Below are 26,410 nucleotides of genomic sequence, written 5' to 3' on the forward strand. Positions count from 1 at the left end.
TCGACATTTACTCCGCTGCGGCAGACTGTAATTGGATGTAGTTTTGAATGCCCATCTGACTGATCATTTCCAGCTGGGTTTCCAGCCAGTCGATGTGCTCTTCTTCACTGTCCAGAATGCTGCGGAACAGCTCGCGGCTGGTGTAGTCCTGAACAGACTCGCAGTGAACGATGGCATCTTTCAGATCTTTGTGTGCAAGGTGTTCGATTTTCAGATCGCTTTCGATCATTTCCTGAACGTGCTCACCAATCATCAGCTTGTTCAGATCTTGCAGGTTCGGCAGGCCGTCCAGAAACAGGATGCGTTCGATCAGCTGATCGGCGTGTTTCATTTCGTCAATAGACTCTTCGTACTCTTTAGCGGCAAGCTTAGCGATGCCCCAGTCTTTGTACATGCGTGAGTGCAAAAAATACTGATTGATGGCCGTCAGCTCGTTGCCCAACACTTTGTTTAAAAACTGAATAACCTGTTTATCGCCTTTCATAGCGCCTCTCCCTAAAGATTTTCATCACGTCAGGCAAGAATAGCGCGTTATGGCGATAGTTAAAATCGCTGGAATGATAAACCTGGTCGGGTAATCAAACCGGGTGGGCCAGCATACCCGCCAGAGCCATATAATCCGGAGAGCTGTGATCGCGGAGGATTTCGCGAGCGGTTTGTGCACAGCGGCCGCACTGCGTGCCCACGCCCAGTTCTTTACCCAACTGGCGCATGGACGTTACACCGTTGTCCGCTGCGGCACGGATATCACGATCGGTTACGCCGTGGCAAAGGCAGACATACATAGGGCTCTCACTTACGCGATTAAATGTTAGTGATAATTATTAACATTCCGATCTTAAAGTTCAAGCCCTTTGTAGATTAATTTTCAGTCAATCTGCTCAGGTTTCGTGCTCCCGTCTCGGTAACCAGCACGTTGTCTTCCAGCCGCACACCCCCATAGCCCTTCAGTTCGCCCAGTATCGCGGTATTGATATGCTGCGCCAATGGTCCTTTTAGCAAGGGTTCCAGCAGCGAAGGGATGAAATACAGACCTGGTTCGATGGTCACTACCATGCCGGCTTCCAACGTTCGCGTCAGGCGTAAAAACGGCGCTTCTGCCGGCGACGGTACGGGTTTTCCAGCCACATCGTGCACCTGTATGCCCAGAAAATGGCCGATGCCGTGGGGGAAAAACACCCGGGTGATGCCCTGCTCTACCATGGCTTCATCGCTGATACCGCTTACCAGCCCACTGGCACTAAGCAGCGCGGCGACACCGGAATGAGCTTTGCGGTGAATAACCAGGTACTCGACACCCGGTGCAACCATCGTGCACAGGCGCTCGCGCAACAGGTCCATACCTTTTACCAGTGCGGCGAATCGGCCTTCGCCCGCGGCTGCGTAGGTGCGGGTAATGTCCGAGCAGTAACCGCGGTAGCGCACACCGGCATCCATCAGCAGGCTGCGGGACTGCGCCGGTGCCGTGATGTCGTAATACTGGTAATGCAAGGTGCCGGCGTGTTCGTTCAAGCCGATAATGCTGTGATAAGGCGCTTCTGTTTCACGCTGCAAGGTAGCCTGCTGATACGCCAAGTTGATCGCAAATTCACTGGCACCATCGGCGAACGCCGCGGCTGCCGCCTGATGGCCCGCCAACGCAACGTTATTGGCACGGGCCAGGCAGGCCACTTCATAGTCGGTTTTGTGCATGCGGGTTTCATCCAGAGCCGCCGTCAGCGCCGCCGGATTATGGTCACCCGGCACGCCTGCAAGCAGGGCCGGATCGCCCACAACGGCCAGTCCCTTACCCTGACGGGTCTCGGCAGGCAATGGCGGCAGGCCGCGTTTGGCAATGTAGCGAATATCCATTGCCTGCTGCCAGGGTTCGCTTGGCAGCTGCAAAGTCGCGTGCCAGAAGTCCACCGGCTGATACAACCACAGCACCGGCGTTGTATCTGGCTGAATCAGCAGCCAGGCGTGTTCGTAACCGGTCAGGCCGGTCCAGTGCAGGAACGGGCCAAAGCCCTGGAAAGGCGCGCCCTGGTCGTCGCCATAGCGCATGGGCGAAGCACCAGCGCTGATCAACAGGGCGCTGTAGCCATGTTCCGCCAGCGCTCGCTGGTAGCGCTGCTGCAACTCGGCAATGTGGTCAGGTTGCAGGGCCAGAATTTGGTTATCGGTCATATTGAGTTTCCAATGTGTTCCAGAGTGTATTGAATTCCTGGCTACGGGGCTGGCTCAGGCGCAGCAATCGAATTTCCAGTGTTACGTCCCAGCGCTCATCGCCGGCGCGCACCAAGCTGCCAGATTCTTCGCTTTTTTGGGCCATGCGCTGGGGCAACCAGCCCATGCCAAAGCCCTGCTTTACCAGGGCTTTCACGCTGGCCGACTGGGCGTTTTCATTCAGCGGTAACAGATTGGCGGTGGTCTTCTGCCGCGCCAGATGGGTGGAAATGGCGGGCTGTAAAAACCCCCGCGGATGGTAAGCAATCAGCGGCACCGGCTGCGCTGCGCTGCCCGGCAGAACAAAACGCGGGGCGCCCTGTTCGTCGCCAATGCTCACCGGTATCAGTGCCTCCTTTGACAGAGTCAGAGAACGGTAGGCGCTGCTGCTCAGTCGCTCACGCCAGGGAAGGTCTTCATGCCAGTAACACAGCACCAGATCGCAGTCGCCGTTGTCGAGCGCGTCCAGAAATTGTTCGCCAACCCAGTTGGTGGCCTTCAGGTTTAGCTGCAGCCGCTCGGCTACTCCGGCCTGTTGCGCCCAGGTCTGGTAAAAGTGGGAGAACAGACCCTGGGTTGAACCCACACTGATGCGGGCACTGGCTTCGGATTCAAGGTGTTTGACCTGCTCGCGGGTGTCGCGAACATCACGGGTGACCCGCGCGCACAACTCGGCAAACACCTCACCCGCAGGGGTCAGCGACAGTGGCAGCGTCTGGCGGTTAACCAGAGTTGCACCCATGGAGTCTTCCAGCAGACGAATACGCCGGCTAAAAGTAGGCTGGCTGACGTGTTGAAGCTCAGCCGCACGTGAAAAATGGCGGGTGCGGGCCAGCGCCATAAAATCTTCCATCCAGCGTACTTCCATCAACCCCCCACGGCTTTGCGGACCCTTGGCGTTACATCAAGAGCGCCATGATAACGCATCGGCTAATGGGTTTTCACAAACGGCCTTCTTCCACCCCGTGGCAGGCCACCTGGCCACCGTCATCTGTGGCAAACAATTCCGGAATTTCCTGACGGCAGCGATCATTAGCGTAGGGGCAACGGCCATGAAATACGCAACCCGAGGGCAAATTGACCGGCGTAGGCACTTCACCCTGCAGGCGAATGTAATTGGGCCGGCCGTCTTCCAGTCGCGGTATCGCGGACAGCAATGCCTGGGTGTACGGGTGCCGCGGAGTGGCAAACAGCGCTTTGGTCGGCGCCAGCTCACACACCCGGCCCAGATACATCACCGCCACGCGGGTGCCAAAGTGCTCCACCACCGCCAAATCGTGGGTGATAAACAGATAGGTCAGATTGCGTGATTCCTGAGCGTCCATCATCAGGTTCAGTACTTGCGCCTGAATAGACACATCCAGTGCCGATATGGGTTCGTCCGCCACTATAAATTCCGGGTCTACCGCTAATGCGCGAGCTATGGCAATACGCTGGCGCTGGCCGCCAGAGAACTCGTGGCCAAAGCGGCTGCCCCAATCCGGATCAATACCCACCGATTGCATTACCTCCTGTACTTTATTAAGCACGTCGGCTTTGCTCCACTCGGGGTGGTGAAAGTGGATGGGTTCTTCCAGCGTTTGCTGAATGGTCATCCGCGGATTCAGCGAGGCGTAAGGGTTCTGGAAAATCATCTGCATTTTGCGACGGTACGGCAACAGAGCTTTGCCTTCCAGCGTGTCGATGCGTTTGCCTTCGTAGTGCACCTCACCGGCGGTGGGTGACAGCAAGCCCATAATAGTGCGGGCCACCGTAGACTTGCCGCAACCAGACTCGCCCACAACGCACAGGGCTTCGCCTTTGAACACCTGCAGATTCACGCCGTTGATGGCGTGCACCGCTTCCTGTTTGCGCTGAAAGCGACCGTTTTTAAAGCTGATCTGCTCCAGAAAGCTGCCAGACAGGTCGAATTTCTTTTCCAGACCGCGAATATCAACCAACGGCGAGGCGCTCATGGGGCCACCTCTCGGGCTTGCTGTTCTTGTGCAATCAAACGTTCTACCTCATAGCAGGCCACATCTACATTACCGGCCCGCACATACTCAGGCATAGTGCTGCGGCATTCATCGGTGGCGAATGAGCAGCGCGGGTTAAACGGGCAACCCGTGGGCACATTCTTTAACGACGGCATGGCGCCCGGTATCTGGAACAACCGCGCACCGGGCTCGCCCATTTGCGGCAGTGCGTTTATCAGCCCCTGAGTATACGGGTGCTGGGCATCGTTGATGATTTCGCGGGTAGGCCCCTGCTCGATGATACGGCCGGAGTACATCACCAGCATGCGCTGGGACACCTGGGATACCACGCCCAAGTCATGGGTAATCAGCATCAGCGCGACGTTTTCCTGCTCACACAAATCCAGCAGCAGAGCCATGATTTCGGCCTGAATGGTCACATCCAGAGCGGTGGTGGGCTCGTCGGCAATAATAATTTCCGGGTCTAGCAGCAACGCGATGGCAATAATCACCCGCTGGCGCATACCGCCAGACAGTTCATGGGGATATTGGTCCAGACGTTTCTCGGGGGACGGAATCTGCACCTTGCGCAGCTTGTCTACGGTAATGGCCCGCGCGTCTTTGGTGTTGATCCGGCGGTGGGCCTTGATGGCTTCCACCATCTGGGTGCCAATGGTCAGCACCGGGTTCAGGGTCATCATCGGATCCTGAAAGATCATGGCGATGCGGTTGCCGCGGATTTTCCGCAGTTCACGCTCGCTCATGGCCGCCAGGTCTTTGCCTTCAAACAGAATTTGCCCGCCGGCAATGTAGCCCGGCTGCGCAATCAGATTGAGAATGGAAAATGCCGCCACGGATTTACCCGCGCCGGATTCGCCCACTATGCCCAACCGTTCGCCTTTGTCCAGCGAAAAACTGATGCCCCGCAGGGCTGTCAAATCGCCACCGCGCACGGCAAAGCGAACATCCAGATTTTTTACTTCCAGCAATGCCATCGGATTATCCCTTGTACAGCCGTGGGTTCATTACATCGCGCAGCCAGTCGCCCAGCAGGTTGATCACCAGCACCAACACTACCAGCACCAGGCCAGGCAGCAGGGTGATCCACCAGGAACCACTCTGAATGTAATCAAAGCCAGATTTGATCAGCGAGCCAAGTGACGGCTGGGTTTCAGGCATGCCCAGACCCAGAAACGACAGCGCCGCTTCGGAAATAATGGCGTTGGCGATCTGCACCGTACCAATCACGAAAATCGGCGAAAGAGTATTGGGCAGAATGTGGCGGAACATAATACGATTGGTGCGAAAACCCATCACCTTGGCCGCATCTACATATTCCTTTTTCTTCTCTGCCAGCACCGAGGCGCGCACGGTGCGGGCAATCTGCGGCCATTCGGCCACGCCGATGATAAAAATCAGCATGTAAATGGCAATTTCACCAAACATCAGGCTGCCAAAGCTGGCCTTGAACACCGCACCCACAATAATCGCCACCATCAAGGTAGAGAACGACAACTGCACGTCGGCGATGCGCATCAGAATAGCGTCTACCCGACCGCCCATGTAACCGGCCAGCAGACCAAACAAAATGCCCAGCACGGCTTGCAGAATAACCGCACCAAAACCAATCATCAGCGACACCCGGGTGCCGTACAGAATGGTCGACAGCATATCCCGGCCTTGGGCGTCGGTGCCCAACGGGAAAGCCCCGTCGGCGCCGCTCATGCCCACCGGCGGCAACTCTGAGTTCATGATGTCGATCAGCGCCAGATCGTAAGGATCAGTCGGTGCTAACAAGGGTGCGAAAATCGCCGACAGAACCATCGCCAACAATACGATGAAGCTAGCAATAGCTACTTTGTCACGTTTAAAGCTGTACCAGAGGAAAGAGTCGCGGACGCGAGCCCAACGGGAGACAGTCGCGGTCATCATGCTTTTTTACCTGTCAGTTTTACAGTGGGGTTCACCAGGCCATAGATCAGATCCACAATCGTGTTGGTAATCACAAAAACCAGCCCCACCACCATCAGGTAGGCCACAATCAGCGGAATGTCGCTGCGGGTAATGGCTTCCAGAAACATCAGGCCCATGCCCGGCCACTGGAATACGGTTTCAGTAAGAATGGTGTAAGCAACCATGATGCCGAGTTGCACACCGCCAACCGTAATCACCGGCAGCATGGTGTTTTTCAAGGCGTGCAGAAAGTTGATGCGGCCGGAAGACAGCCCCTTAGCACGCGCGTAGCGAATATAGTCGCTTTGCAGCACTTCCATCATTTCCGCACGAATCAGCCGGATAAACAGCGGCAGCATGATTGACGCCAGAGACACACAGGGCAGCACCAGGTGCCAAAGGCCGTCTGAAGAGAAAAACCCTGAATTCCAGGTACCGAACAAATGGGTAAGTTCATCACCGCGGCCGTAAGAGGGTAAACCGCCATCGGTAGACAGCGCGCCGTTTAGCCAGGCGCCCCAACCGGTATCCGTTGGAAACAGTTCAATCGTAACCCCAATCGAAAACAGCTGAATCAGCACAATGGCGGTCAAGAACACCGGAATTGAAATACCAACGGTGCTGATGCCCATAAAAAATTTCGACAAAAATGCTTGCGGGCGAATGGCTGCGTACACACCAATAGGCACCGAAAACACCAAAATAATCAGGCTGGCACCAATCACCAATTCCAGGGTGGCCGGAAGGTGTTCAGCAATAACCTGTAACGTAGGCTTGCCGTAGAAGTACGAAATGCCCAGATCTCCCTGCAGAGCATTACCGGCAAAGCGCGCATACTGCACGTAAATTGGGTCATTAAAACCCATGTCTTCACGTATGGCATCGCGCTCTTCCAGCGACACCGACATGCCCACCAGTTCATACAGCGGGTCACCCAGGCCGTCCTGAATGGCAAACGCGATCACGCTGATCACGAACATGACCAGAAATGCCTGGGAAATCCGTTGAACCAAAAACGCTAGCATGAAAAATGTCCGGATTAGGCGTCAATAAAAAAGCCGGTTGCAGGCGCCCTTGGGAGAGTGGGTGCCCGCAACCGACCGGGTTTTACGGGTTGATCAAGTGCTACTAAGGATGATTAGGGGCGGTTACTCGACCACTAGGTCTCCCAAGTACGGGAAGTTCATCACGTTCAATATGGGTTCAAGTTTTACGTTCTTCTTTGAAGCCCAAGCCAGATCCTGCCAGTGCAGGGGGATGAACGCAGCATCGTCATACAGTTGCTTTTCTGCGTCTTGCAGCATCGCAGCGCGTTTTTCACGATCGGTTTCCACATTGGCTTTTGTGACCAACGCGTCTACTTCCGGATTGCAGTAGTAACCCGCGTTGTACTGGCCAGCACCGGTGTCGGCGTTCGGGCAGAAGGTCAGAAACTCGAAGAAGTTCGCAGAGTCTTCGGTATCGGCGTGCCAGCCAATCAGCATCATGTCACCTGAGCGGGCATCAAATTCCGGCCAGTACTGCGCCTTGGGCAGGGTTTTCAGATCCACCGTGATGTTAATGCGCGCCAGCATGGCCGCAGCCGCCTGGGCAATCTTGTCGTCGTTCACGTAGCGGTTGTTGGGCGACATCATGGTGATGGTAAAGCCGTCTTCATAGCCGGCCTCCTTCATCAGTTGTTGCGCCTTTTCCACATCATAACGAGGTTTCAAAGAGTCGTTATGGCCAGAATAGCCAGCCGGTGACATCTGCGCTGCGGGGGTCGCGAAGCCTTTCATGATTTTTGCCGCAATGCCTTCCTGGTTAATGGCGTAAGCCACCGCCTGGCGGACTTTGGGGTTCTTGAAGGCTTCAACACGATTCTGGTTCATGTGGAACATGATGATGCGGGTACCGCCCATGGTCACCAGATCTGTGTCTTTGTCACGCTTGATGCGGTCCAGATCGGTTGGCGGTACCGGAGCGATAAAATCCACACCGCCCGACAACAACGCCGATACGCGGGTGTTGTTTTCCTTGATGGGGGTCAGCACGATCTTCTTCACGTTGCCAGGCGATGCTTCATCCCAGTAATCGGCGAAGCGTTCAAACTCCATGCGCACGCCCTGCTGGCGCGACGTAACAACGTAAGGGCCAGTACCGGACAAGTTGTCAGACGCGAACGAACTACCGTGCTTGGTAATGGCCGCTTTGCTTTGGCCATTTTCGGTTTCACCGGAATAGAACTCGCTGTCCATCGGAAAAATATAAGTCGCGGTGTTCAGCAGCAGCGGGTAAGGCTCGGCGGTAACCAGCTCAAAGGTGTAGTCATCAATGACATTGATGCCGGTGAAAGGCGCAAAGATCGCCTTATAGTCAGAGCTTTGCTTCAGACGGTCGTAGGTAAACTTTACGTCTTTGGTGGTCAGCTCGTTACCGGAATGGAACTTTACACCCTCGCGCAACTTGAAACGCATGGTTTTGTCATCCACACGTTCCCAGCTTTCTGCCAGACGAGCGTCAAAACCCAGGTCTTTGTTCCAGCGGATCAGCGGGTCAAAGGTCATGTGGGACAGCTGAAGCATGCCGCCAGACAACTGCTCGTGGATGTCCAGGGTGACGGGATCGGCGTCGTAGGCCATTTTCAGTTCTTTAGTCGCTTCAGCAGACAGCGCCAAGGGCGCTGCGGCCAAAGCCATAGAGCCAACAAATGCGGTTAGTAGCTTTCTCATCGCGTTTTCCGTTGCTGTTTTAAGAATTGTACGGACGAATCGGCGCCCAAGGACGCCAGATACCTAGTAGTAAGCTAGTCAACCCACAGAAAAACAGCAATTGAAATTGCGACATACCCCTATACGCAAGATGCATACAGGCGTTTGAATGAACACACAGGTTGGAACGAAGAGCCTGTCACAGGTTGAAAAGAACCGGCAGCAGCAGCGCGGTAAACAGCCCGGTCAGGCTCATGCCCAATGAAGAAAAAGCCCCTGCGGTACTGCTGATTTCAAACGCCCGCACGGTGCCAATGGCGTGGCCATTCAAGCCGAGGGCAAAACCGATCACCCGCTCATCCGTAATGTTCAGCAGGCGGGTGGCTACCTCAACACACAAAGTGGTAAACACGCCCGTAATCAACAGAGCCGCCATCAGCATCGGCACCGAACTGCCAATGATGTCACCAATACCCAAAGCGATGGCTGCCGTAACCGATTTTGGTGCCAGCGACGCCATAACCGTTGGCGACGCACCCAGCGCCCAGGCAATGACCAGCGTATACCCAACCGCCAACGAGGCGGCTATAGGCAAGGTTAGAACGATAGGCCAGAGCATGGCACGAATATGATGAATGTTTTGATACAGCGGCACGCCCAGCGCCACTGTAGCCGGGCCCAACAGTAGCATTAGCCAGTTCGCACCATCGCGATAACTGTCTGGGTCCAAGCCTAGCAGCGCAATCATGCCGGCCAGAATGGCGGCTGCGGGCACAACCGGTGGCAGCCACACCGGGCGGCCAATAGCGATGTACACACTGTTCGCTGCAAAAAACGCCAATATAGTCATCGCGATGGCAAGCATCGGCGTGTCTGCCAGCACTTGAGACAGAGTCAGTAAACGCTCCCAAACCGTCAGCGAACTATTCATGGTTGTCTGATCCGGAGGGCAGTTTGCGCGCCAGCACATTTAATAAAACCAAGGTGGTAACCACACTCAAAAAGGTGCCCACCAGCAAAGACACACTCACCGCCAGCCACTGCCCGGTGAACTTGCCGGAGATGAAAAATATCTCTGTCAGGCCCGGCATAATCAGCAAAATAAGCACCGAAATCAGAGCCTGGCTGGCACCGGCCACAGCATTACCCACGCCGCCAGTTACCATCAAATACAGGGTAAGTAACATCAACCCCAGAATACCGCCGCTAATCGGCACCAGAAACACCAGCCGCAGTGATTCCCCTAGCAGGAAAAACAGCACGAGAATCAGAAAACCCCGTAATATCGACATAGGTGGCGCCCGGCTATCCCTGAAATGAATTACACTCGTCGCGCGCATTGTCCCCCACGCACCACAAGGGCGCAAACAGCCCCGCGATTACCATAGGAATCCCATGGCGCTTAAAGCTACCATTTTCAAAGCCACGCTGAATATTGCCGATATGGATCGTCACTATTACGCCGACCACCAGCTGACCCTGGCCCGCCACCCGTCTGAGAACGACGAACGCATGATGGTACGGCTGCTAGCTTTTGCGCTGAACGCCAGTGACCAACTGGAGTTCACAAAAGGCCTGAGCACAGACGACGAGCCAGAACTGTGGCAAAAAAGCCTGAGCAACGAAATTGAACTGTGGATTGAACTGGGCCTGCCCGACGAAAGCCGCCTGCGCAAAGCCTGTAATCGCTCAAAACAGGTAATCCTGTACACCTACGGCGGCCGCGGCGTGCCCATCTGGTGGGACAAAAATAAAGCAAAGCTGGCCCGTTTTAACAACCTGACCTGCGTGAATCTGGACCCGGAAGCCACCGAACAGCTGGCCGGTCTGGCCCAGCGCGCCATGAGCCTTCAGGTAACCATTCAGGACGGCGAAGTGACCTTCAGTAATGAGCACGGGCTTGTGGCCCTGACGCCCGAGCCATTCGCCTGACTAAGCTGAGCTGGCCTCTTATATAGGACCAAACCAGTAAATTGAGCGCCGCTGCCCGGCAAAGGCTGGACAGTCGCCCGCAGCAAACGTAAGATTACGCACTCGAAATTAGCGCAAAGCCGTTAAGCTCGTAAGCGCCCGTAGCTCAGCTGGATAGAGTACTGCCCTCCGAAGGCAGTGGTCACAGGTTCGAATCCTGTCGGGCGCACCATATTTTTCAAGGTCTTACGTGAAAGCGTGGGGCCTTTTTTATTGGCTGTGTCCAAACTGTGTCCGTGGTGTGTCCACAATATTAAATCACCTTTTCTTGTTGTGGTCGTTTTGACCTTTGCTCTGTTTTGGCACATAACGATTTGGACACGGGCATAAAATAGAGCTGCTGCATATTCGACCTCACCTTTATCGTGCGCACCTATATTCCCCGCCGCCCCGCTAAGGCAAAAAGCTTTAGTAATATCAGCGTCGAATCACTAATGATTAGGTGGTCTGGAACAGTACTAAAAGCTAGGAAGTTTTCTGTAACTAAAGCGCAGAAGAAGCCCACAACGCTTCTAAATCTACATCTTCACTATCTGGCTGTTTATGTCGATCTAATAGGCCGATCTGCAGCACCATGGGCAGATCAAAGGATGTACCCGTGACTACACAGCAGCCTTGAGCCAAGCTAGGAATTAAGCTACGAGACATGCTATCCAATGTTGTAATGGTATTGTCGATCAGGTGAAGGTCACGGTCATTAACCAGCCGATGGATAAAAAAATTGTGGAGCTGTGAAACAATTGTTGGGGAAATATCTGCGGGCCGTTGGCTTGCTATGGTAACGAAAACTCCAAATTTCCGACCTTCTTTGATTATCTCTTCGAAAAGCTCTAACCGATAGTCCTTCCAGCTTTCATGCTCCCGAGAGGATTGCTGAGAAAGTATATTGTGCGCCTCGTCGATTATTAAATGAAAAGTTTTATTTGGAGGATGAACAACTGAATCTTTGTGGTCGTTATAGTAATGTTTCGCGAGGAGAAGGGGCAGCACCTTCTTAGCTTCACCATTGCAGCGCCTAAGTGAAATAACCGTTAATAATTTACTTTCGGGCTGTGCTGACCCGATCACTAGAACCTTTCGCAAGCTATTGAGTGAGGCATCAATACGCTTTAAGAGCGGCTGGATATGCTCGAATTGAACGTAGCCACTTATGAGATCGCTTATTAGTTGTAAATTTGCCCGTAAAATCAATTGATCAAATGGGTCAAGTGGCAATGTATCGATCAGATCAATAATGGGTGCCAAGATCGCGTCATATTTAACACCATCGCTATCAAAAAAAATCGTGTTATTTTGAAAAAACCGGTTTTGCCCAGAGTGCCAAGATATTTTCTTTAGTGCATCAATTAGTGCTTGGTCATGTATTAGCTTAGCGGCAGTCCTCATAAGGTCTAGGGTCGCAGCCCTACATTCCCCGGCACAAAAAGCATCCCTAAATTTCAATTTCACATAAGCTGTTAATGAGTTCGGGTTTTCCGCGTACTTTCTTCGTCCCTCAACAAGCCGGTTGAGAAATGGCCTTTGAGTATTCTGAGTTGCTTGAAATAACAAGGCGAGAGTCTCGGTGTTCCAGAATTCCCTTTCATGAAGAGGGAATTTTGTTAACACGGCGGTTTGCACGTCCTCCGGCTCGCTGCCCTCTCGTGTTGACAAGTGGTACACGGTTTTCAGCGCGGACGGTGCTATTTGCCCACTTGTATATTCGCCATTGAAATCTAAAATAACAAACTTGCTCTTGTCGCCAATCAAAGCAGCTTTCTGTTCGAACAGTACAGTGAAGAGCTTCGTCAGCGTATTAGATTTACCGCTTCCAGTGTTCCCGAAGATCCCAATATGACTGTTGAAGAGTTTTTGCCAAGGCAGCCCAATAGGAATATCCTCCTTTAGCATCCGGCCTATCGTAAAAGAGCCTGCAGCATACTTTCCAAAAATTGCCGCAATTTCTTTCTCTTGAAGGAGAAAGGCTGGATCACGGATCATTGGCATAAATTTTATACCTTGCTTGAACTCCTTATAGTAAAAATGTCCAATTGGCCGCGCATCAACCTTGCGAACGTACTCAACTTTTCTGCCATCACTCTCAACGCGACTTTCATCGAGGTACTCACCTTCTACGATGCAAATAATCTCTCTGAATCCACGTTGAATGGATATATACTCGCGAATAGATACGCCTTTGTATTTATCGCCTGCGTAAAAAAGCGTCTCTTTGCTCGAATCTTCGTCGATTTTTAGCGTTACCTTTGTGCCATTGACGCCAATCACCTCCCCAACTTTGATACTCATACGCCGTCCTTGAATTTTGTTGAGGCAGATTTAGCATCAGCGGAGGCCCCAGCGGAATTTATTGAAGGTAGCTCGTCGAGTGTAAAAACCCGCTTGTTAAATGCAGTGAAATCCATATCACCGCCATTAAGCCCGATACAGCGTACGTTGTTATATCCACGGAACTCTCTTTTCAAAACCTCTTGCGCCAAATCGTTATAGCAACAGATATATACTTGCAAGTGTGGATTTGAAAGTGACCGTTTTATTAGATTGAGTATATGTTCGTCAGCAAAAGAAAAACCAAATGTAACGAGAACGGCATTAGGCTTTTCGAGTTCATAGTTGAGCATTCGAAGCATCTGATAATAATGTTCTTCGAATACCGTCTCGTGAAACTTCCACTTTGTTGGGTTGACAATCGGAAGTCGCTTATAAGACAACCAAAAATCATCTAACTCTTCTTTTTTAAATTCAGGCAATGTCAGGTCCGCTAGGGACGCATCCTTGTTTTCTAGGCACTCTGAAAATGGTCTAAGCTTTTCTACTAACTGCCCATCAAGGATGTTGTCTGTCGCGCTGTTAATATAATCGACGACGATGCTCGATTTTTCCTTTTTCCAATATACCGACCCATGGAGGTGAATGAGGTTGATTTGAGGAATGCTGATTTGATGTCGTTCGAATATTCCTGTCTGGCATAGGTAGGTATTAAAGTTCTGCGCTTGAAGATAGCGTCTTCTGAAACCGCGTGTTCCATCATTCAGTAAAAAATCAACGTTACCCTCACGGATGATTTCATCGGCAACCAAGGGTATACAGCCATCATAATTTGTAGTGAATATATTGCAGCGTCTCTCTAGCGACTTTCTACGCGGAAGAATTTTAAGAACCGTTTCTAAAAAATCTCTATAGTTCCTTATAACCTGCTGTTTTTCTTGACCTATGACCAGTTCAAGTTTTAATACCTGGGCAGGCTGAATGCATGAGACATAGTAATGCATGAACAACGGGATTAGACGAGGATCTTCAGTATTTTCAAAGTGAGTGGCTAGATCCTCAAGAGACCAAGACCTTCCTTCTTCTTTTTTTATTTCTAGTGCAAGCGTAGGAAACAAGCCAGATGAGGCCCCTGAACCGAAGAGAAAATTAAGGTTTTTATCGTAGATGTCACTTGGTGCAATAGTTTCGTTCATTGTGCTCTCCGTCACACGAGGGCGCTCGGACTCTCACAGATATAGACCTGATCCAGATGCAAAAAAACTACCCACGATGGTTTATCAGTCTTGCTGATGCGGGAGCATAGACCACGTCCGTAATCGACCCATCCCGTATTCGCTCAACAGCCTCGTTTATCACATGTAACGGCACTAGAAACCATTCCCTTGGTTTCACCGGGTGTCCAAAACGATCTTTGATTTCCAGATCCAACTGAGCGGGAGCAAACACACGGTGTAGGACTGCTTCCAGCTTGCTACGATTAATTTTGACCAATTTGTAAGTGGCGACTACTTCCACCTCAGCCAATAGGTAGGTGGCATCGTGCGCCGCATTGGCGATGCGGGTTTTTACGCTGCCACCGGTTACACCTATTTTGTGGATGAGCTCCCGATGCGCTGCTACGAACGGATGGGCTGACTCGCTGCGCAGTACGTAGATGGTTCCGCTTTCGACATCGTCCTCTTCCCAGCTATCTCTGAACAGAGGGCCTGCATCAAGCTCTGTTATGCGGCGGCCTGTTTCATCTTTGTATAGAGCCCGCTGTAACGAGCGGAGAAGGATGTCACTTTCAGTTTCATTGGAGTAGATAACCCGAAGCCTAGCATCGTTGTCGCCGTTCGGCGCTTTGAAAAACTCACCAATCTCCGCCACATATACAAGCTGACCGTTGAGGATGAAAAAGTTACTCCTCTCGACACTCGCATCTTGCCCGAAGGTTCGGGCCTCTCGGACGCCGGACTTGATCTCGCTTTCAACTTCCTGAAATAGAGGTTTGAACTGTGCGAAATCCTCGCAATTTGTACGATTGGCGACTTCATCAACTACTCTCTTTGCTGCTACCGAACGGACATGACGCAACTCTGTCAGCCCCCTTGTTGGCATCGCTTCTGCCAGCTCCGCCAACAGCTCGTCGTCATCCATTTCAGCCGATGACTCAACATGTGAAAAACCGTTGTGATTTAACAAACCCTGATGATCCAGCCCGGTTAACAAAGAGCGGCATTCGTCCAGCGAACGCAACCGATCGAGACGAACGGCATACAACCGCTCGAAGATATTTTTATCCTCACCGTGGCCCAGGTCGCGGCCATGATCGTCGACAAACCGCTGTATTTCTTCAAACCCTGCAATAAGCCGCTCTTCGCGGGACGTCAGGCTTTTCTCTTTTTTTGGCTGGGCAAAATCTTCTAGCTCAGCACGCAAATCATCCAGATCAGTCATAGCGCCCCTCGTCTTTGTAACGTACAAATGCTGATGCGCCCTCAGCCATTCGCTTCTCCCAAGCGTCCTGCGCCGTATTGGAAGGCGATTTTCCTCGCTCCCGTTTGAACTTAACGGCTCTGATAGCAAGCTCCTTCGCCTCTTCAGGGGTGAGCGCCGTGCGCTTGGCGGAGATGATTGAGGCGATTTGCTTAAGACTGTCCTCGCTCATGCTTTTGGCCAGGATCGCGTACGCTTCGCTAAACGGATTGATGCGATCAATCAAATCTATATCAAGATCACGGACATCCATCGCGAACTTGCGCACGCCGGCGATTAACGCGGTATTAGACTTGTTTTCAAAATCGCCCTCACCTGTCGTTTCGCCGCCGCGTCCAATCTCATCAATCAGTGCCTGCTTGGCTTGTTGGGTGAGATTCAAGGCAGCAATGGCGTGCTGGCGAACGGCTTCCTGATCTTCCGCGTCCAATTCCGGGTATCGGTCTTTGATGATTTTTCCCATTCGAACCTGAGTCAGCTCCTCGGGAACCAGCTCCTCATCAAAGAGCCCCCGCTCAATGGTGGTTTTATCTTGCACAAAGCTGGCAATAACTTCATTGAGGTCTTCGCTACAGATGCGCGAAGCCTCTTTACTCTTCGGTTCCGCCAGCCCTTTTATTTCGATCTGGAATTGACCGGTTTCTTCGTTAATACCGACGTTACACTTATTCGGATCGTAACCGCCTTCGCCATAGTCGTAACCCGCCACCGGTTCGTTATCCAATGCTTTTGGTTTGAACTCAAAGCGCGGTGCCAGCACCTGCTCCATCAAAAGGCTGGCCGCGATCGCCTTCAACGTGTCGTTCACGGCTTCTGTAACCACCTGCGCTGCAGCGTCAGGCTCTGCAATCAGGTTGGTGAAGCGCGCGCGGTGTTTGCCCGGAGCATCGCGGGTAGCGCGGCCAATGATCTGCACGATCTCAGTGAGGCTGGACCGATAGCCTACAGTGAGCGCATGCTCACACCAGATCCAGTCAAAGCCCTCCTTTGCCATGCCAAGAGCAATAATGATATCGACATGCTCCCGGTTATCCTTCTGACTGGGATTTCTCAGCGCTGCTGACACGCGTTCACGCTTGGAAGGATCGTCATCAACAAGATCCGCTATTCGCAACAACTTGCCGGCGTGAGTCTTTACCAGTTGAAAGCCAGTTTCAGAGTCTGCCCCCTTCCACTCACCTAACTCCTCAAGGATATGCTCAACTTCTCTGACCTTATCTTTCGTACTCTCACGGGCGTTTACATTCGGGATGTGGATGATGGTCTTCTCATTTGGGTCAAGCACCCCCAAAATACTGTCCGCATAGGGGCCAGAATAGAAAAAATAGCCGATATCCAGCTGTTTCAGGTACTCATAGCCATTGAGCTGTTCGTAGTAAGTGTAAGTGACCGTATCGAATTTTGATTCGTCCTCCGGTGCCAGCACTGCCTCGGCATCGCCACGGAAATATGAGCCGGTCATAGCGACAATATGCGCTTTGTCACGGGCCATGAAACCGCCCAGATGGGCGCCCAGCTTATTGTCTGGATTGGCTGACAAGTGGTGGAACTCATCAATAGCAACCAAACGGTTATCGAAGGCGGCCACCCCAAACTGGTCTACCGCAGAGCGAAAGGTGGCATGAGTGCACACCAACACCTTGTCATCACTCTCCAGAAAGGCTCCCAGCGCTTTGACCTTGCCGCCATTGTCCGTACCGGGGGCGTTGCACAGGTTCCATTTTGGCTCAACATGCCAGTCGGCCCAAAACCCAAACTTACTCAGCGGCTCGTTATTAAAACTCGCTCCGATAGACCGCTCAGGAACAACGACAATAGCCTGCCGAACCCCTTGGTTTTGCAGCTTGTCGAGTGCGATAAACATCAGCGCTCGACTCTTGCCAGAAGCCGGCGGAGACTTAATCAGCAGGTACTGCTCTCCACGCCGCTCAAAAGCGCGCTCCTGCATTGGCCGCATTCCTAGCTCGTTGGATTTCGTCGAGCTGCCATTGCTGGCATAGGAGACTGAAACAGACGGGACGGATTGGGTCATGGCTTATTTCCTGTCAGGGTGCTTAGCCTTGCTCTTAATGGCCTGTTCGAGTTGTTCAATTTCTTTGATGTCATCCTCATCAGCTTTGCGTGCCTCAACCTCGCGGCGTTTTTGGTCAAAGGCTTCGTATCGATCATGAGCGACTTTCTCCATTCGCTCACGACTCACGGAACCGGCACCTTCAAGGATTAGCTGGTCGTTAAAAGCCAACATCTTATCCACATTGCTGCGCCAGAAATCGAGGGTGAGCTGCTGTTGCTGTTTGACGCGCAGTTCCGCCTGTTCCAAGAATATGACAACCAGACGATTGAGCGTGTCGACTTCATCCGCGCTCAGGTAATTCTTGGCGATGATCACATCCTGTTTCCGCAGCCGGTGGCCACTCCAACTGGTCAGTGCCATGTTGGGGTGGCCAGGGTCAGAGCGTTTCAAAACTAGCTCAGCAGCGGTGTACCCTGAAACGGCATACAGCAACTTGTTTTGTACTTTTGCAAAGAAGAGACTGGTTTCCTGCTCCCTGCCACGGTAATCCGAACTGAGCGCAAAGAGGTCGCGGACCTTTTGGTAGAAGCGCTTTTCCGACGCACGTATATCGCGGATGCGTTCCAGCAACTCGTCGAAATAATCGAAGCTACCAGGATTCTTGAGACGCTCATCGTCCATCACGAAGCCTTTTAGCAAGAGCTCCTTTAGATGGGTGCTGGCCCACTGGCGGAACTGGACGCCCCGGGGGGAACGAACGCGGTAACCAATGGCTAAAATCAGATCCAAATTATAGTGTGTGATTTTGCGCTGAACCTTACGACTACCCTCGGTTCGAACTGTCAAGGATTCCTTAACAGTTGCCTCTGGGGTCAGCTCGCCATCTTCAAAAATGTTCTTGGCGTGCAGTGATACGTTTTGCTTAGTGGTCTGGAAGAGCTCCGCGGTTTCCAGCTGGTTAAGCCAAACACTGCGACCCTCAGCCCGAAGGTGAAGCTGGGATTGGCCGTCTTCGGAGGTATATAGAATAAGCTCACTCATGACTTGGTCTTCCTTGCTGTTTTCGGTGCGGCTTCCTGCCGGGTCGTCATTTTGGTGTATAGATCAAACAGCTTTTCCAGCCGCTCAGTGTCGTTCCTGAAACGGCGGCCGATATAGATGCGTTCCAATACTTCATCATTACGTTCATGGGCAATCCGCAAATTATTCGGCATGGTGGCTGGATCATACAAGTCTGCAATAGTTGCAGGGCAATGGGCCTCACGAGCGAGCAGCACGTCCTCTGCACAACGCGTAAGGTCCATCTTGTTTTTCTCAGTCAAGGCGGGCACAGGGAACGTATTCCAGCCAAGTACATTTGAGTACCGGTAACGAGTCTCCAACTGGCCACAGACTGTTGCAATCCAGACCAAATGTAGACGAGAAATAAGCAGAGATAATTGCCAAAAAGGAGCATCGTATACAGCAAAAGCCTCACTAGAAACTACGCTACTAGCACCAACCATACCAGCAGGTAAATAATGTCTAGATTCCGATGATGTTCTAGGCACTACTAATGCATGGAACTCTCCCTTATGCATCTCTCTGAGCTGGTGAGCCCTAACTGCCATCGCCCTGCCACCTGCATCGGAGCTTTTCAATCGCATTTTTTTTACTGCTTTAATACGGTTTTTAATACCAGATATTTGATTTGCCTCATCCAGAACGCCATCCTCGATCCAGAGGCAGCTCCTTTCCAAACCGTTAATGAACTCTCTTGATCCATAGATTCGCTTAATAAACTTCGTCTTCTGAAGCGGTGTCAGTCCAAGCTTGGTTAACTCGGTTCTATTTAACAGGAGATTTCCACCATCATATGGCATATTCCCCAAATTCATTGGAAACAAATTACTAATTGGTGAGGAACGCTTCTGAACTAGTACATCTGCACCACCAATAAGGTACGCATTTATAAACGGAACTTCCTTGACTACTACTTCGCCATCATCGGAGATAGAAAATAGCTTTCGCATTGGCTTAGGATTTTCTGACAGACCAATGACAACAACTGTCACACCAGCGTTATTCGCAGCCAAATTCGCCCACTTAAACGCAGTATGGGCAAAAGTTATTTTATGCAGCAGTTTTTCTAAAGCCGGCCACAAAAGAGGAACTTGGTGTCCTTGACATAACGAGTTCGTTGCCACGAAAGCACATGCTGAATTGGATTTTAAACCATATTCGGCTGCCTTCATGAACCACCCCCCAACATAATCTATATATCCGTGCTTTACCCCTTTCGACCCAAAAACTGACTCCATATCAGCTATTTGAGCAGCTGATTTTTTACCCTTCCCAACATAGGGCGGATTTCCACAAATATAGGTCTCGCCGCCCTCATTCTCGAAGTCAATTTCCGACTGATCCAAAGGCGACTCAAACAGGTCATCTGCGTGAAGTTTCACACCCGTACCGGTGGGCGGACAAACACTGAGCCAGTCTAATCGCAGCGCATTCCCACAGGTAATCCAGTTTTCGGCATCCAGGGGCAACAGACTCTGTAGTGCCTCCTGCTGTCCGCGATACAGTACATCACACTGGTATTCAGCGATGATGAGCGCCAATCGGGCGATCTCTGAAGAAAAATCACGTAATTCGATACCACGGAAGTTCGTCAAAGGAATACTGCTCTTACGGCTCTGCTCTCCACGCCGCTCATTAATGGTGTTTTCGACCTCCCGCATTTGCTTATACGCGATAACCAGAAAGTTTCCGGAGCCACATGCTGGATCAAAAACCCGGGTTTTTGCCATCCTATTGCGCAGGTTCAACAGTTTGCGGGGGCTATCACCTGCTTCTTCCAATGTCTCGCGAAAATCATCGAGAAACAGCGGGTTTAGCACTTTGAGAATATTGGGTACGCTAGTGTAGTGCATACCCAGCGCGCCGCGCTCGTCGTCGTCGGCCACGGCCTGAATCATCGAACCGAAGATGTCCGGGTTTATCTGCGTCCAGTCCAGGTTTCCGATGTGCAACAGGTAGGAGCGCGCAATCCTGCTGAACCTGGGCACTTGTACGTTTCCGGAAAACAGCCCGCCGTTGACGTAGGGAAAGCGCTCGGCCCACCGGGTAAGTTTGGCCTCTGCCCGGTCGGCACTCTTGATGCTCATGGCTCGAAAAACAGCGCTGATCACCTCATGAGTATTGGACGAGTCTCGGGCACTCATGTCCGCAACGGTATTCGTGAACAGGCTCTGACCCGCGAAAATATCCGTATCTTCAGCGAAAAAGCAAAAGACCAGCCTGGCCATGAAATGATTCATTTCATGGCGCTGCTCACTGGTTCCCCACTCAGGATTGTCTTTCAGCAGTTCGACATAAAGTCGGTTCAGGCGACTGGTCGCGCGAATATCAAAAGAGCTATCGCGTATTTGTTTAACGGTAGAAATACCCGCTAGCGGCAGGAAGAAACCAAAGTGGTCGGGAAACTGTTCGTACTCACACGCAACAGTTTCACCCGTCTCAATATTCTCCGCCTCAAAGTCGACACCGTCTGTGGAGAGGATAAATCGCGCCTTGGCCCTTTTTGTGGCAGGACTGATCCTAAGCTCAACAAGCTTCTGTGTGACTTCGCCCGGGCCAGCGACAACAATATGAATGTTGTTCGTCTGCAAAACACCGCCAAGATCAGACTTGTTCGTGTTGCCAGTTTGCAAACGCTTTATCGTTGTTTCCTTGTTGCCAAAAGCTCGCAGGAACGCAAAAGGAAACTCAACCTTGTCGAAGGTCTGTAGTGCCAGCTCTGAGATTGCTTCTTCGATTTCTACTGCATTCATAGATAATACTACCTTGGCACGAGTTCTATTTTTGACTAACGGAGCTGATTTACACGGTCAAACCGACCCTAGTCTTCAATGAAGTAATCGATATCAACCTGCTTCACTTCAAACACCTCTTTCACGTTTACCCCGAGGTTATTCTCGATCATCAGCTGAGCCAGCTCGCGGCCATCAAGCAACACAACCTTCATATCCAACCCTGCTGCAGCCTCTCTCGCTCCTACGGAAAAATCAGAAGTGGTTAGAAACACACCTTTTCGTGCTCGCTGCCGGGTCAAGGCGCCAATAAATTTGTCTATTTCAGGGCGGTGTACGGTGTTGGCCCAACGCTTGGCTTGCAGGTATATAGTATCAAGACCAAGCTTATCCTCCTTGATGATGCCGTCGATGCCGTCGTCGTTGGTGGCTTGGGTAGCCTGCCCGGCTTCTTTTCTGGAGCCTCCGTAACCCATGGATATCATCAGATCGACGACTAACTTCTCAAAGAACGATGGGGAGGCACTCCTCACTGTTTCCAAGACTTCATCGGCAAGGCTTTCCATAAGAGACATGTGCGCGGCGGCCAACTGTTCATCGGGTGTTTCGTTGCTTACCTCGGTAATTTCGGGCTGTTTAATAGCACTCACATTAACGCCACTCTTCTGGGTGTGGAACTCTTTAAACTCTGGAAATTTTTTCAACCAAGCGACACTAATGTGTTCAGGACCGTTTTCTAAAACGTCCAGCCCACGTTCAGTGATTTGCACCATGCCCCGTTGCGGAATGGTAAGAAGCTCAGCCTTATTGAGATATGTCCTGGCCCATCCGGTTCGATTGTTAATAACTGTTTGGTGGCCTGACGGTAATCGCACCCTTCTTTCTTCATCTGTCAGGCCAAAGGCATCTTTCACGATATCCCGCACATCAGCCAAAGATCTGGACTCGCCATCACCTACCGACTGGAGAACTGGTCGCATTACTGTTTGAAAATCAGGGATCGCCATGACCTTTACTACTCCATACCAAAATTTTGTAGCTACTCAGAATCCACGAGCTCGAACAATTCGCCGACTTCGCATTCGAGATAGCGGCACAAAGCCTCAATGACTTCGAGCTCTACCCTACTGGCCGTTTCGTGATACAGCCGGGTAATTGTGCCCCGGTTTACGCCTGTTTCCCTCGCCACATCAACGATTTTCACTTTCTTCTCGCCCATCAACTTCGACAGATGGCACTTAATCATTTGGCCCACCAAAGAACTATTTAATCCGTAGGAGATCAAAAAGACTTGCTAAAGGTCTTTAAGGGTGCATAATGGTCTTCAGGAGGACTTATTGATCTTAAAGAACACTATTTGTCCTCCGACACCCGACGATAGCAAAGGAAAGGTCTTATGTCACAGGTATATCTAACCACCCAAGAACTCGCCGAGCGCATCAAATATGACGCGCGCACCATTCGTGAGCGTCTCAAAGACTCCGTTTTGCTCGAAGGCATCCATTACATCCGCCCCTTCGGCGGCCGCAAAATCCTCTACATCTGGGACGTCATCGAGCAAGACATGCTTGGGCATTCAGCCAATCACGCGTTTACCGTACCAATGGCTGGGGGAGGTGTTTGCCGTGGGTAAAATTGCGGAGCGCCCAGAGACGGGCAAACTGTTCTTCGACTTCCGGTACTCCGGAAAGCGTTGTCGGGAGCAAACCACACTCGATAACACACCAAAGAATCGTAAGAAGCTTGAGAGCATTCTTAATAAAATCGAAGCCGAGATTACTCTAGGGTTGTTCGAATATCACACTTACTTCCCCAACAGCTCGCTGGCTCAGGGGTTTACAAAGCAAGCTCACATTCAGCGCACCCTGGAAGCCCACGACACACCGCTCTTTAAGGAGTTTTCAAATGATTGGTTTGAGGAAATGAAAATCCAGTGGCGCCAGTCCCATATCTCAACGATCGAGGGGACTCTAAGAAATTATCTCAACCCCTGTTTCGGGGAAAAAGAGGTTGGCCACATCACCAAAAAAGACGTTCTCGAATTCCGGGCCTCACTCGCCAAAGTTACAACCCGGAGCAAGAGAAATCTTTCAGCCAGTCGAATTAACAAGATCCTCACGCCTTTGCGCATGATCCTTAGCGAGGCGGCCAACCGGTTTGAGTTTAGCTCACCCTATCACGGGATAAAATCATTGCGTGTGCCCCGAACGGATGTCGAACCGTTCAGCATCGAAGAGGTAAAGGGGGTTATTGAGGCCGTTCGCTCAGATTTCCGGAACTATTATGTTGTGCGTTTTTTCACAGGCTTGAGAACTGGAGAAATCGACGGGCTGCAATGGGAGCACGTGGATTTTACACGCCGGCAGATTCTAGTTCGCCAAGCATTGGTGGAGGGGCGCTTGGAGTACACCAAAAACGACGGCTCATTCCGCACGATTGAGATGTCGCAGTTGGTTGTTGATGCCATGCTGGATCAGCAGAAGTCTACCGGCGGTAAAAACTTTATTTTCTGTACCCGAACCGGCAGTTCTCTGAGTCACCGCAATGTGACGAAGCGAGTCTGGTATCCCTTGCTCAGCTATTTGTGCGTATTCCAGACCAAGGTTGCCACTGATTCCAGACGAAGCCTGCCACCCATTCCACGCGAAAGCTGCCACTGATTCCACGGCAAAGCTGCCACCCCGGCAGGTTGCCTGACTCACCCCATCGAAACCGTCCGGCGCGGGATAACTTAACGGTACTCTGAGTCTTTTCATCCGGAGAAGATCAGATGCCAGCAAAGAGGTTATCCATGCGTAAGATCAAAGAAGTCCTTCGCCTGAAATGGGAGCGAGGGCTAAGCAACCGACAGATTGCGGCGGCCTGCGGCGTCAGCCGCCCCACGGTAAGCGAGTATCTTCGGCGTTTAGCCGAAGCCGGTCTGAACTGGCCATTGCCGGAGGATCTGGGGGAGGCTCGCCTAGAACAAATGCTGTTTCCGCCACCCCCAGACTTGCCGGCTCAGGTCCGGGGCATACCGGACTGGAAGCAGATTCACGATGAACTGAAGGGTAAATACGTCACTCTGTTCCTGCTCTGGCAGGAGTACCGTCAGGCAAACCCAGAGGGGTATCAGTACAGCTGGTTCTGCGAACACTACCGGGCCTGGCAGGGCAAGCTGGACCTGGTGATGCGCCAGGACCATAGAGCGGGTGAGAAGCTGTTTGTGGACTACGCCGGCCAGACCGTGCCCGTCATTGACCGCACCACCGGAGAGATCCACGAGGCGCAGATCTTTGTGGCGGTTATGGGCGCTTCCAATTACACCTACGCCGAAGCCACCTGGAGCCAGAAGTTGCCAGACTGGATTGGCTCTCACATCCGAGTCTTTCAGTATCTGAATGGAGTTCCCGAATTAGTGGTGCCCGACAACCTCCGGTCCGGTGTCACCAAAGCTCACCGCTACGAACCAGACCTCAACCCAACCTACCAGGACATGGCCGCCCATTACGGCGTGGCCGTTGTCCCTACACGGGTCCGAAAGCCACGTGATAAAGCCAAGGTGGAAGGCGGTGTGCTGATCGTCGAACGCTGGATCCTGGCGGCGCTGCGCCACCGTCAGCACTTCTCGCTCGGACAGCTCAATGCAACCCTCCGTGAGCTGCTGGAAAAGCTCAATCGCCGCCCCTTCCGAAAGTTGCCCGGCTGCCGGCGTGACCACTTCGAACAACTGGACAAGCCCGTTTTACAGCCGCTACCGGCAGAACCGTATGTCTACGCAGAGTGGAAGAAGGCTCGGGTGAACATCGACTACCACATAGCCGTTGACGTGCATTACTACTCGGTACCCTACACCCTGATCAAGAAGGAGGTGGAGGTCCGAATCACCCACAACATCATCGAGTGTTTTTACCGGGGCAACCGGATCGCCAGCCACCGCCGCTCGGACCAAAAGGGACGGCATACCACCATCGCCGCTCACATGCCTGAATCCCATCGGCAGGCGGGTGAGTGGTCACCGGAACGGCTCATCGCCTGGGCGGCCAAGACCGGACCCGCCACAGAAAAACTCATCCGCACCGCCTTGGGTGCCCGCAAACACCCGCAGCAGGCCTACCGCTCCTGCCTGGGCATTCTCCGGCTGGGCAAGAGCTACGGCGAGGCACGATTGGAAGCCGCCTGCCAGCGCGCCTTAATGCTGGGTAGCTGCCGCTACAAAAGCATTGAATCCATTCTCAAACACCGCCTGGACCAGAAGCCCCTGGAAGAACAGCAAGAGCTGGCCTTACCCGATACCCACGATAATATCCGCGGCCCAACCTACTACCACTGAGGGAACCTGACATGCTGAAACATCCGACTCTGGACAAACTCCATGCCCTCAAATTGACCGGCATGGCCGCCGCACTGGCTGATCAGTCGGCCACGACTGACATCACGGAACTGAGCTTCGAGGAACGCCTTGGACTGCTGGTCGATCGGGAGATGACCGAACGAGATAACCGACGCCTGACCAGCCGGCTGCGCCGGGCTGGACTGCGACACACCGCCGTTCTCGAAGACCTGGATTACCGGAACTCACGCGGCCTGGATAAGGGATTAATCCAATCCCTGGCAAGCTGCCAATGGGTGAAGGAACACCTGAATGTGCTCATCACCGGTCCCACCGGTGTTGGCAAAACCTGGCTGGCTTGTGCCTTGGCGCACAAAGCCTGCCGGGAAGGCTACACCGCGCAATACGTTCGCCTGACCCGGCTGTTAAGAGAACTGACCATCGCTAAAGGAGACGGTCAGTACCCCAAACTGCTAGCAAATCTCGCCAAAGTCGATGTACTGATCCTGGACGATTGGGGGCTCATGAAACTGAGCGCAGAGAACCGAAGAGACTTGCTGGAAGTGCTGGAAGACCGTTACGGCCGTCGTTCCACCATCGCCACCAGCCAACTCCCTATCGAGGAATGGCATGACGTCATCGGTGACGCCACTCTGGCGGATGCGATTCTGGATCGGCTGGTTCACAACGCCTACAAGATCAACCTCAGGGGTGAATCCATGCGAAAACGACAAGCAAAGTTGACGGGCACCACAGCTTCGGAGTAACAA

General features: G+C 52.3%; 24 protein-coding genes and 1 tRNA gene. 6 read left to right on the top strand and 19 right to left on the bottom strand.

Features of this window, described 5'->3' with window-relative positions:
* Positions 1-7 precede the first annotated feature (7 nt).
* The 11 genes from bfr to ATI45_RS12520 all read right to left on the bottom strand — a co-directional run bounded on the left by bfr (position 8) and on the right by ATI45_RS12520 (position 10,095).
* A complete protein-coding gene (bfr, locus tag ATI45_RS12470; protein WP_007350328.1) occupies positions 8-484 on the bottom strand; it encodes a bacterioferritin in 477 nt (158 codons plus the stop codon).
* Between the two features lie 94 nt (positions 485-578).
* Entirely contained in the window at positions 579-785 is a 207-nt protein-coding gene (locus ATI45_RS12475) for a bacterioferritin-associated ferredoxin (protein WP_007350329.1), read from the bottom strand.
* A 76-nt stretch (positions 786-861) separates the two neighbouring features.
* Positions 862-2,166: a Xaa-Pro dipeptidase gene (pepQ, locus tag ATI45_RS12480; RefSeq protein ID WP_098419767.1), complete on the bottom strand. Its 1,305-nt coding sequence runs from the start codon at positions 2,164-2,166 to the stop codon at positions 862-864.
* Positions 2,156-3,073 carry a LysR family transcriptional regulator gene (locus ATI45_RS12485; RefSeq protein ID WP_179888409.1) on the bottom strand — a complete coding sequence of 306 codons (918 nt, stop codon included), beginning with the start codon at positions 3,071-3,073 and terminating at the stop codon, positions 2,156-2,158. Before ATI45_RS12485 ends, pepQ begins: the two co-directional genes overlap by 11 nt.
* Positions 3,074-3,146: 73 nt before the next feature.
* A complete protein-coding gene (locus ATI45_RS12490) occupies positions 3,147-4,160 on the bottom strand; it encodes an ABC transporter ATP-binding protein (RefSeq protein ID WP_098419769.1) in 1,014 nt (337 codons plus the stop codon).
* A complete protein-coding gene (locus ATI45_RS12495) occupies positions 4,157-5,155 on the bottom strand; it encodes an ABC transporter ATP-binding protein (protein WP_098419770.1) in 999 nt (332 codons plus the stop codon). The genes ATI45_RS12490 and ATI45_RS12495 overlap by 4 nt, the downstream gene beginning before the upstream one ends.
* Before the next feature lie 4 nt (positions 5,156-5,159).
* Positions 5,160-6,092 (bottom strand): ABC transporter permease, encoded by a 933-nt coding sequence (locus ATI45_RS12500; RefSeq protein ID WP_098419771.1) that lies wholly within the window; start codon positions 6,090-6,092, stop codon positions 5,160-5,162.
* The gene (locus tag ATI45_RS12505) at positions 6,089-7,138 is read right to left on the bottom strand and encodes an ABC transporter permease (protein ID WP_098419772.1); all 1,050 of its coding nucleotides are present in this window, start codon (positions 7,136-7,138) and stop codon (positions 6,089-6,091) included. The genes ATI45_RS12500 and ATI45_RS12505 overlap by 4 nt, the downstream gene beginning before the upstream one ends.
* 123 nt (positions 7,139-7,261) lie before the next feature.
* The gene (locus ATI45_RS12510) at positions 7,262-8,824 is read right to left on the bottom strand and encodes an ABC transporter substrate-binding protein (protein WP_098419773.1); all 1,563 of its coding nucleotides are present in this window, start codon (positions 8,822-8,824) and stop codon (positions 7,262-7,264) included.
* 178 nt (positions 8,825-9,002) lie between these two features.
* Positions 9,003-9,734, bottom strand: coding sequence for an LrgB family protein (locus ATI45_RS12515; protein ID WP_098419774.1), 732 nt, complete (start codon positions 9,732-9,734; stop codon positions 9,003-9,005).
* A complete protein-coding gene (locus ATI45_RS12520; RefSeq protein WP_098419775.1) occupies positions 9,727-10,095 on the bottom strand; it encodes a CidA/LrgA family protein in 369 nt (122 codons plus the stop codon). Before ATI45_RS12520 ends, ATI45_RS12515 begins: the two co-directional genes overlap by 8 nt.
* A 103-nt stretch (positions 10,096-10,198) precedes the next feature.
* Here ATI45_RS12520 and ATI45_RS12525 point away from each other — a divergent pair, with 103 nt between their 5' ends.
* On the top strand, positions 10,199-10,735 hold the full coding sequence (locus ATI45_RS12525; protein WP_098419776.1) for a YaeQ family protein: 537 nt from the start codon (positions 10,199-10,201) through the stop codon (positions 10,733-10,735).
* 134 nt (positions 10,736-10,869) lie between these two features.
* Positions 10,870-10,946: transfer RNA gene (locus ATI45_RS12530), tRNA-Arg, on the top strand.
* A 311-nt stretch (positions 10,947-11,257) separates the two neighbouring features.
* On the opposite strand, the gene ATI45_RS12535 is transcribed toward ATI45_RS12530, so the two are convergent.
* From ATI45_RS12535 to ATI45_RS12570, 8 genes are all read right to left on the bottom strand, one after another.
* Positions 11,258-13,060 carry an ATP-binding protein gene (locus tag ATI45_RS12535; RefSeq protein WP_098419777.1) on the bottom strand — a complete coding sequence of 601 codons (1,803 nt, stop codon included), beginning with the start codon at positions 13,058-13,060 and terminating at the stop codon, positions 11,258-11,260.
* Positions 13,057-14,235: an SIR2 family protein gene (locus tag ATI45_RS12540; RefSeq protein WP_098419778.1), complete on the bottom strand. Its 1,179-nt coding sequence runs from the start codon at positions 14,233-14,235 to the stop codon at positions 13,057-13,059. The genes ATI45_RS12535 and ATI45_RS12540 overlap by 4 nt, the downstream gene beginning before the upstream one ends.
* Positions 14,236-14,302: 67 nt before the next feature.
* Positions 14,303-15,481 carry a GIY-YIG nuclease family protein gene (locus ATI45_RS12545; RefSeq protein ID WP_098419779.1) on the bottom strand — a complete coding sequence of 393 codons (1,179 nt, stop codon included), beginning with the start codon at positions 15,479-15,481 and terminating at the stop codon, positions 14,303-14,305.
* Positions 15,474-17,552, bottom strand: a complete 2,079-nt coding sequence (locus ATI45_RS12550) for a DEAD/DEAH box helicase (protein ID WP_098419780.1) — start codon at positions 17,550-17,552, stop codon at positions 15,474-15,476. The genes ATI45_RS12545 and ATI45_RS12550 overlap by 8 nt, the downstream gene beginning before the upstream one ends.
* Before the next feature lie 3 nt (positions 17,553-17,555).
* Positions 17,556-18,575: a virulence RhuM family protein gene (locus ATI45_RS12555; RefSeq protein WP_098419781.1), complete on the bottom strand. Its 1,020-nt coding sequence runs from the start codon at positions 18,573-18,575 to the stop codon at positions 17,556-17,558.
* Positions 18,572-21,349: a class I SAM-dependent DNA methyltransferase gene (locus ATI45_RS12560; RefSeq protein WP_098419782.1), complete on the bottom strand. Its 2,778-nt coding sequence runs from the start codon at positions 21,347-21,349 to the stop codon at positions 18,572-18,574. The genes ATI45_RS12555 and ATI45_RS12560 overlap by 4 nt, the downstream gene beginning before the upstream one ends.
* 68 nt (positions 21,350-21,417) lie before the next feature.
* Positions 21,418-22,335, bottom strand: a complete 918-nt coding sequence (locus ATI45_RS12565; RefSeq protein ID WP_098419783.1) for a restriction endonuclease — start codon at positions 22,333-22,335, stop codon at positions 21,418-21,420.
* Between the two features lie 32 nt (positions 22,336-22,367).
* Positions 22,368-22,574 carry a helix-turn-helix domain-containing protein gene (locus ATI45_RS12570; RefSeq protein WP_098419784.1) on the bottom strand — a complete coding sequence of 69 codons (207 nt, stop codon included), beginning with the start codon at positions 22,572-22,574 and terminating at the stop codon, positions 22,368-22,370.
* A 150-nt stretch (positions 22,575-22,724) separates the two neighbouring features.
* Here ATI45_RS12570 and ATI45_RS12575 point away from each other — a divergent pair, with 150 nt between their 5' ends.
* The 4 genes from ATI45_RS12575 (at position 22,725) to istB (ending at position 26,407) form a co-directional block, all read left to right on the top strand.
* Positions 22,725-22,961, top strand: coding sequence for a hypothetical protein (locus tag ATI45_RS12575; protein ID WP_098419785.1), 237 nt, complete (start codon positions 22,725-22,727; stop codon positions 22,959-22,961).
* Positions 22,954-23,988, top strand: coding sequence for an Arm DNA-binding domain-containing protein (locus tag ATI45_RS12580; protein WP_098419786.1), 1,035 nt, complete (start codon positions 22,954-22,956; stop codon positions 23,986-23,988). Before ATI45_RS12575 ends, ATI45_RS12580 begins: the two co-directional genes overlap by 8 nt.
* A 110-nt stretch (positions 23,989-24,098) precedes the next feature.
* On the top strand, positions 24,099-25,640 hold the full coding sequence (gene istA, locus ATI45_RS12590; protein WP_098418109.1) for an IS21 family transposase: 1,542 nt from the start codon (positions 24,099-24,101) through the stop codon (positions 25,638-25,640).
* An 11-nt stretch (positions 25,641-25,651) separates the two neighbouring features.
* On the top strand, positions 25,652-26,407 hold the full coding sequence (istB, locus tag ATI45_RS12595) for an IS21-like element helper ATPase IstB (protein ID WP_098418110.1): 756 nt from the start codon (positions 25,652-25,654) through the stop codon (positions 26,405-26,407).
* Positions 26,408-26,410 lie beyond the last annotated feature (3 nt).

This window comes from Marinobacter sp. LV10MA510-1, assembly GCF_002563885.1.
GTDB lineage: Bacteria > Pseudomonadota > Gammaproteobacteria > Pseudomonadales > Oleiphilaceae > Marinobacter.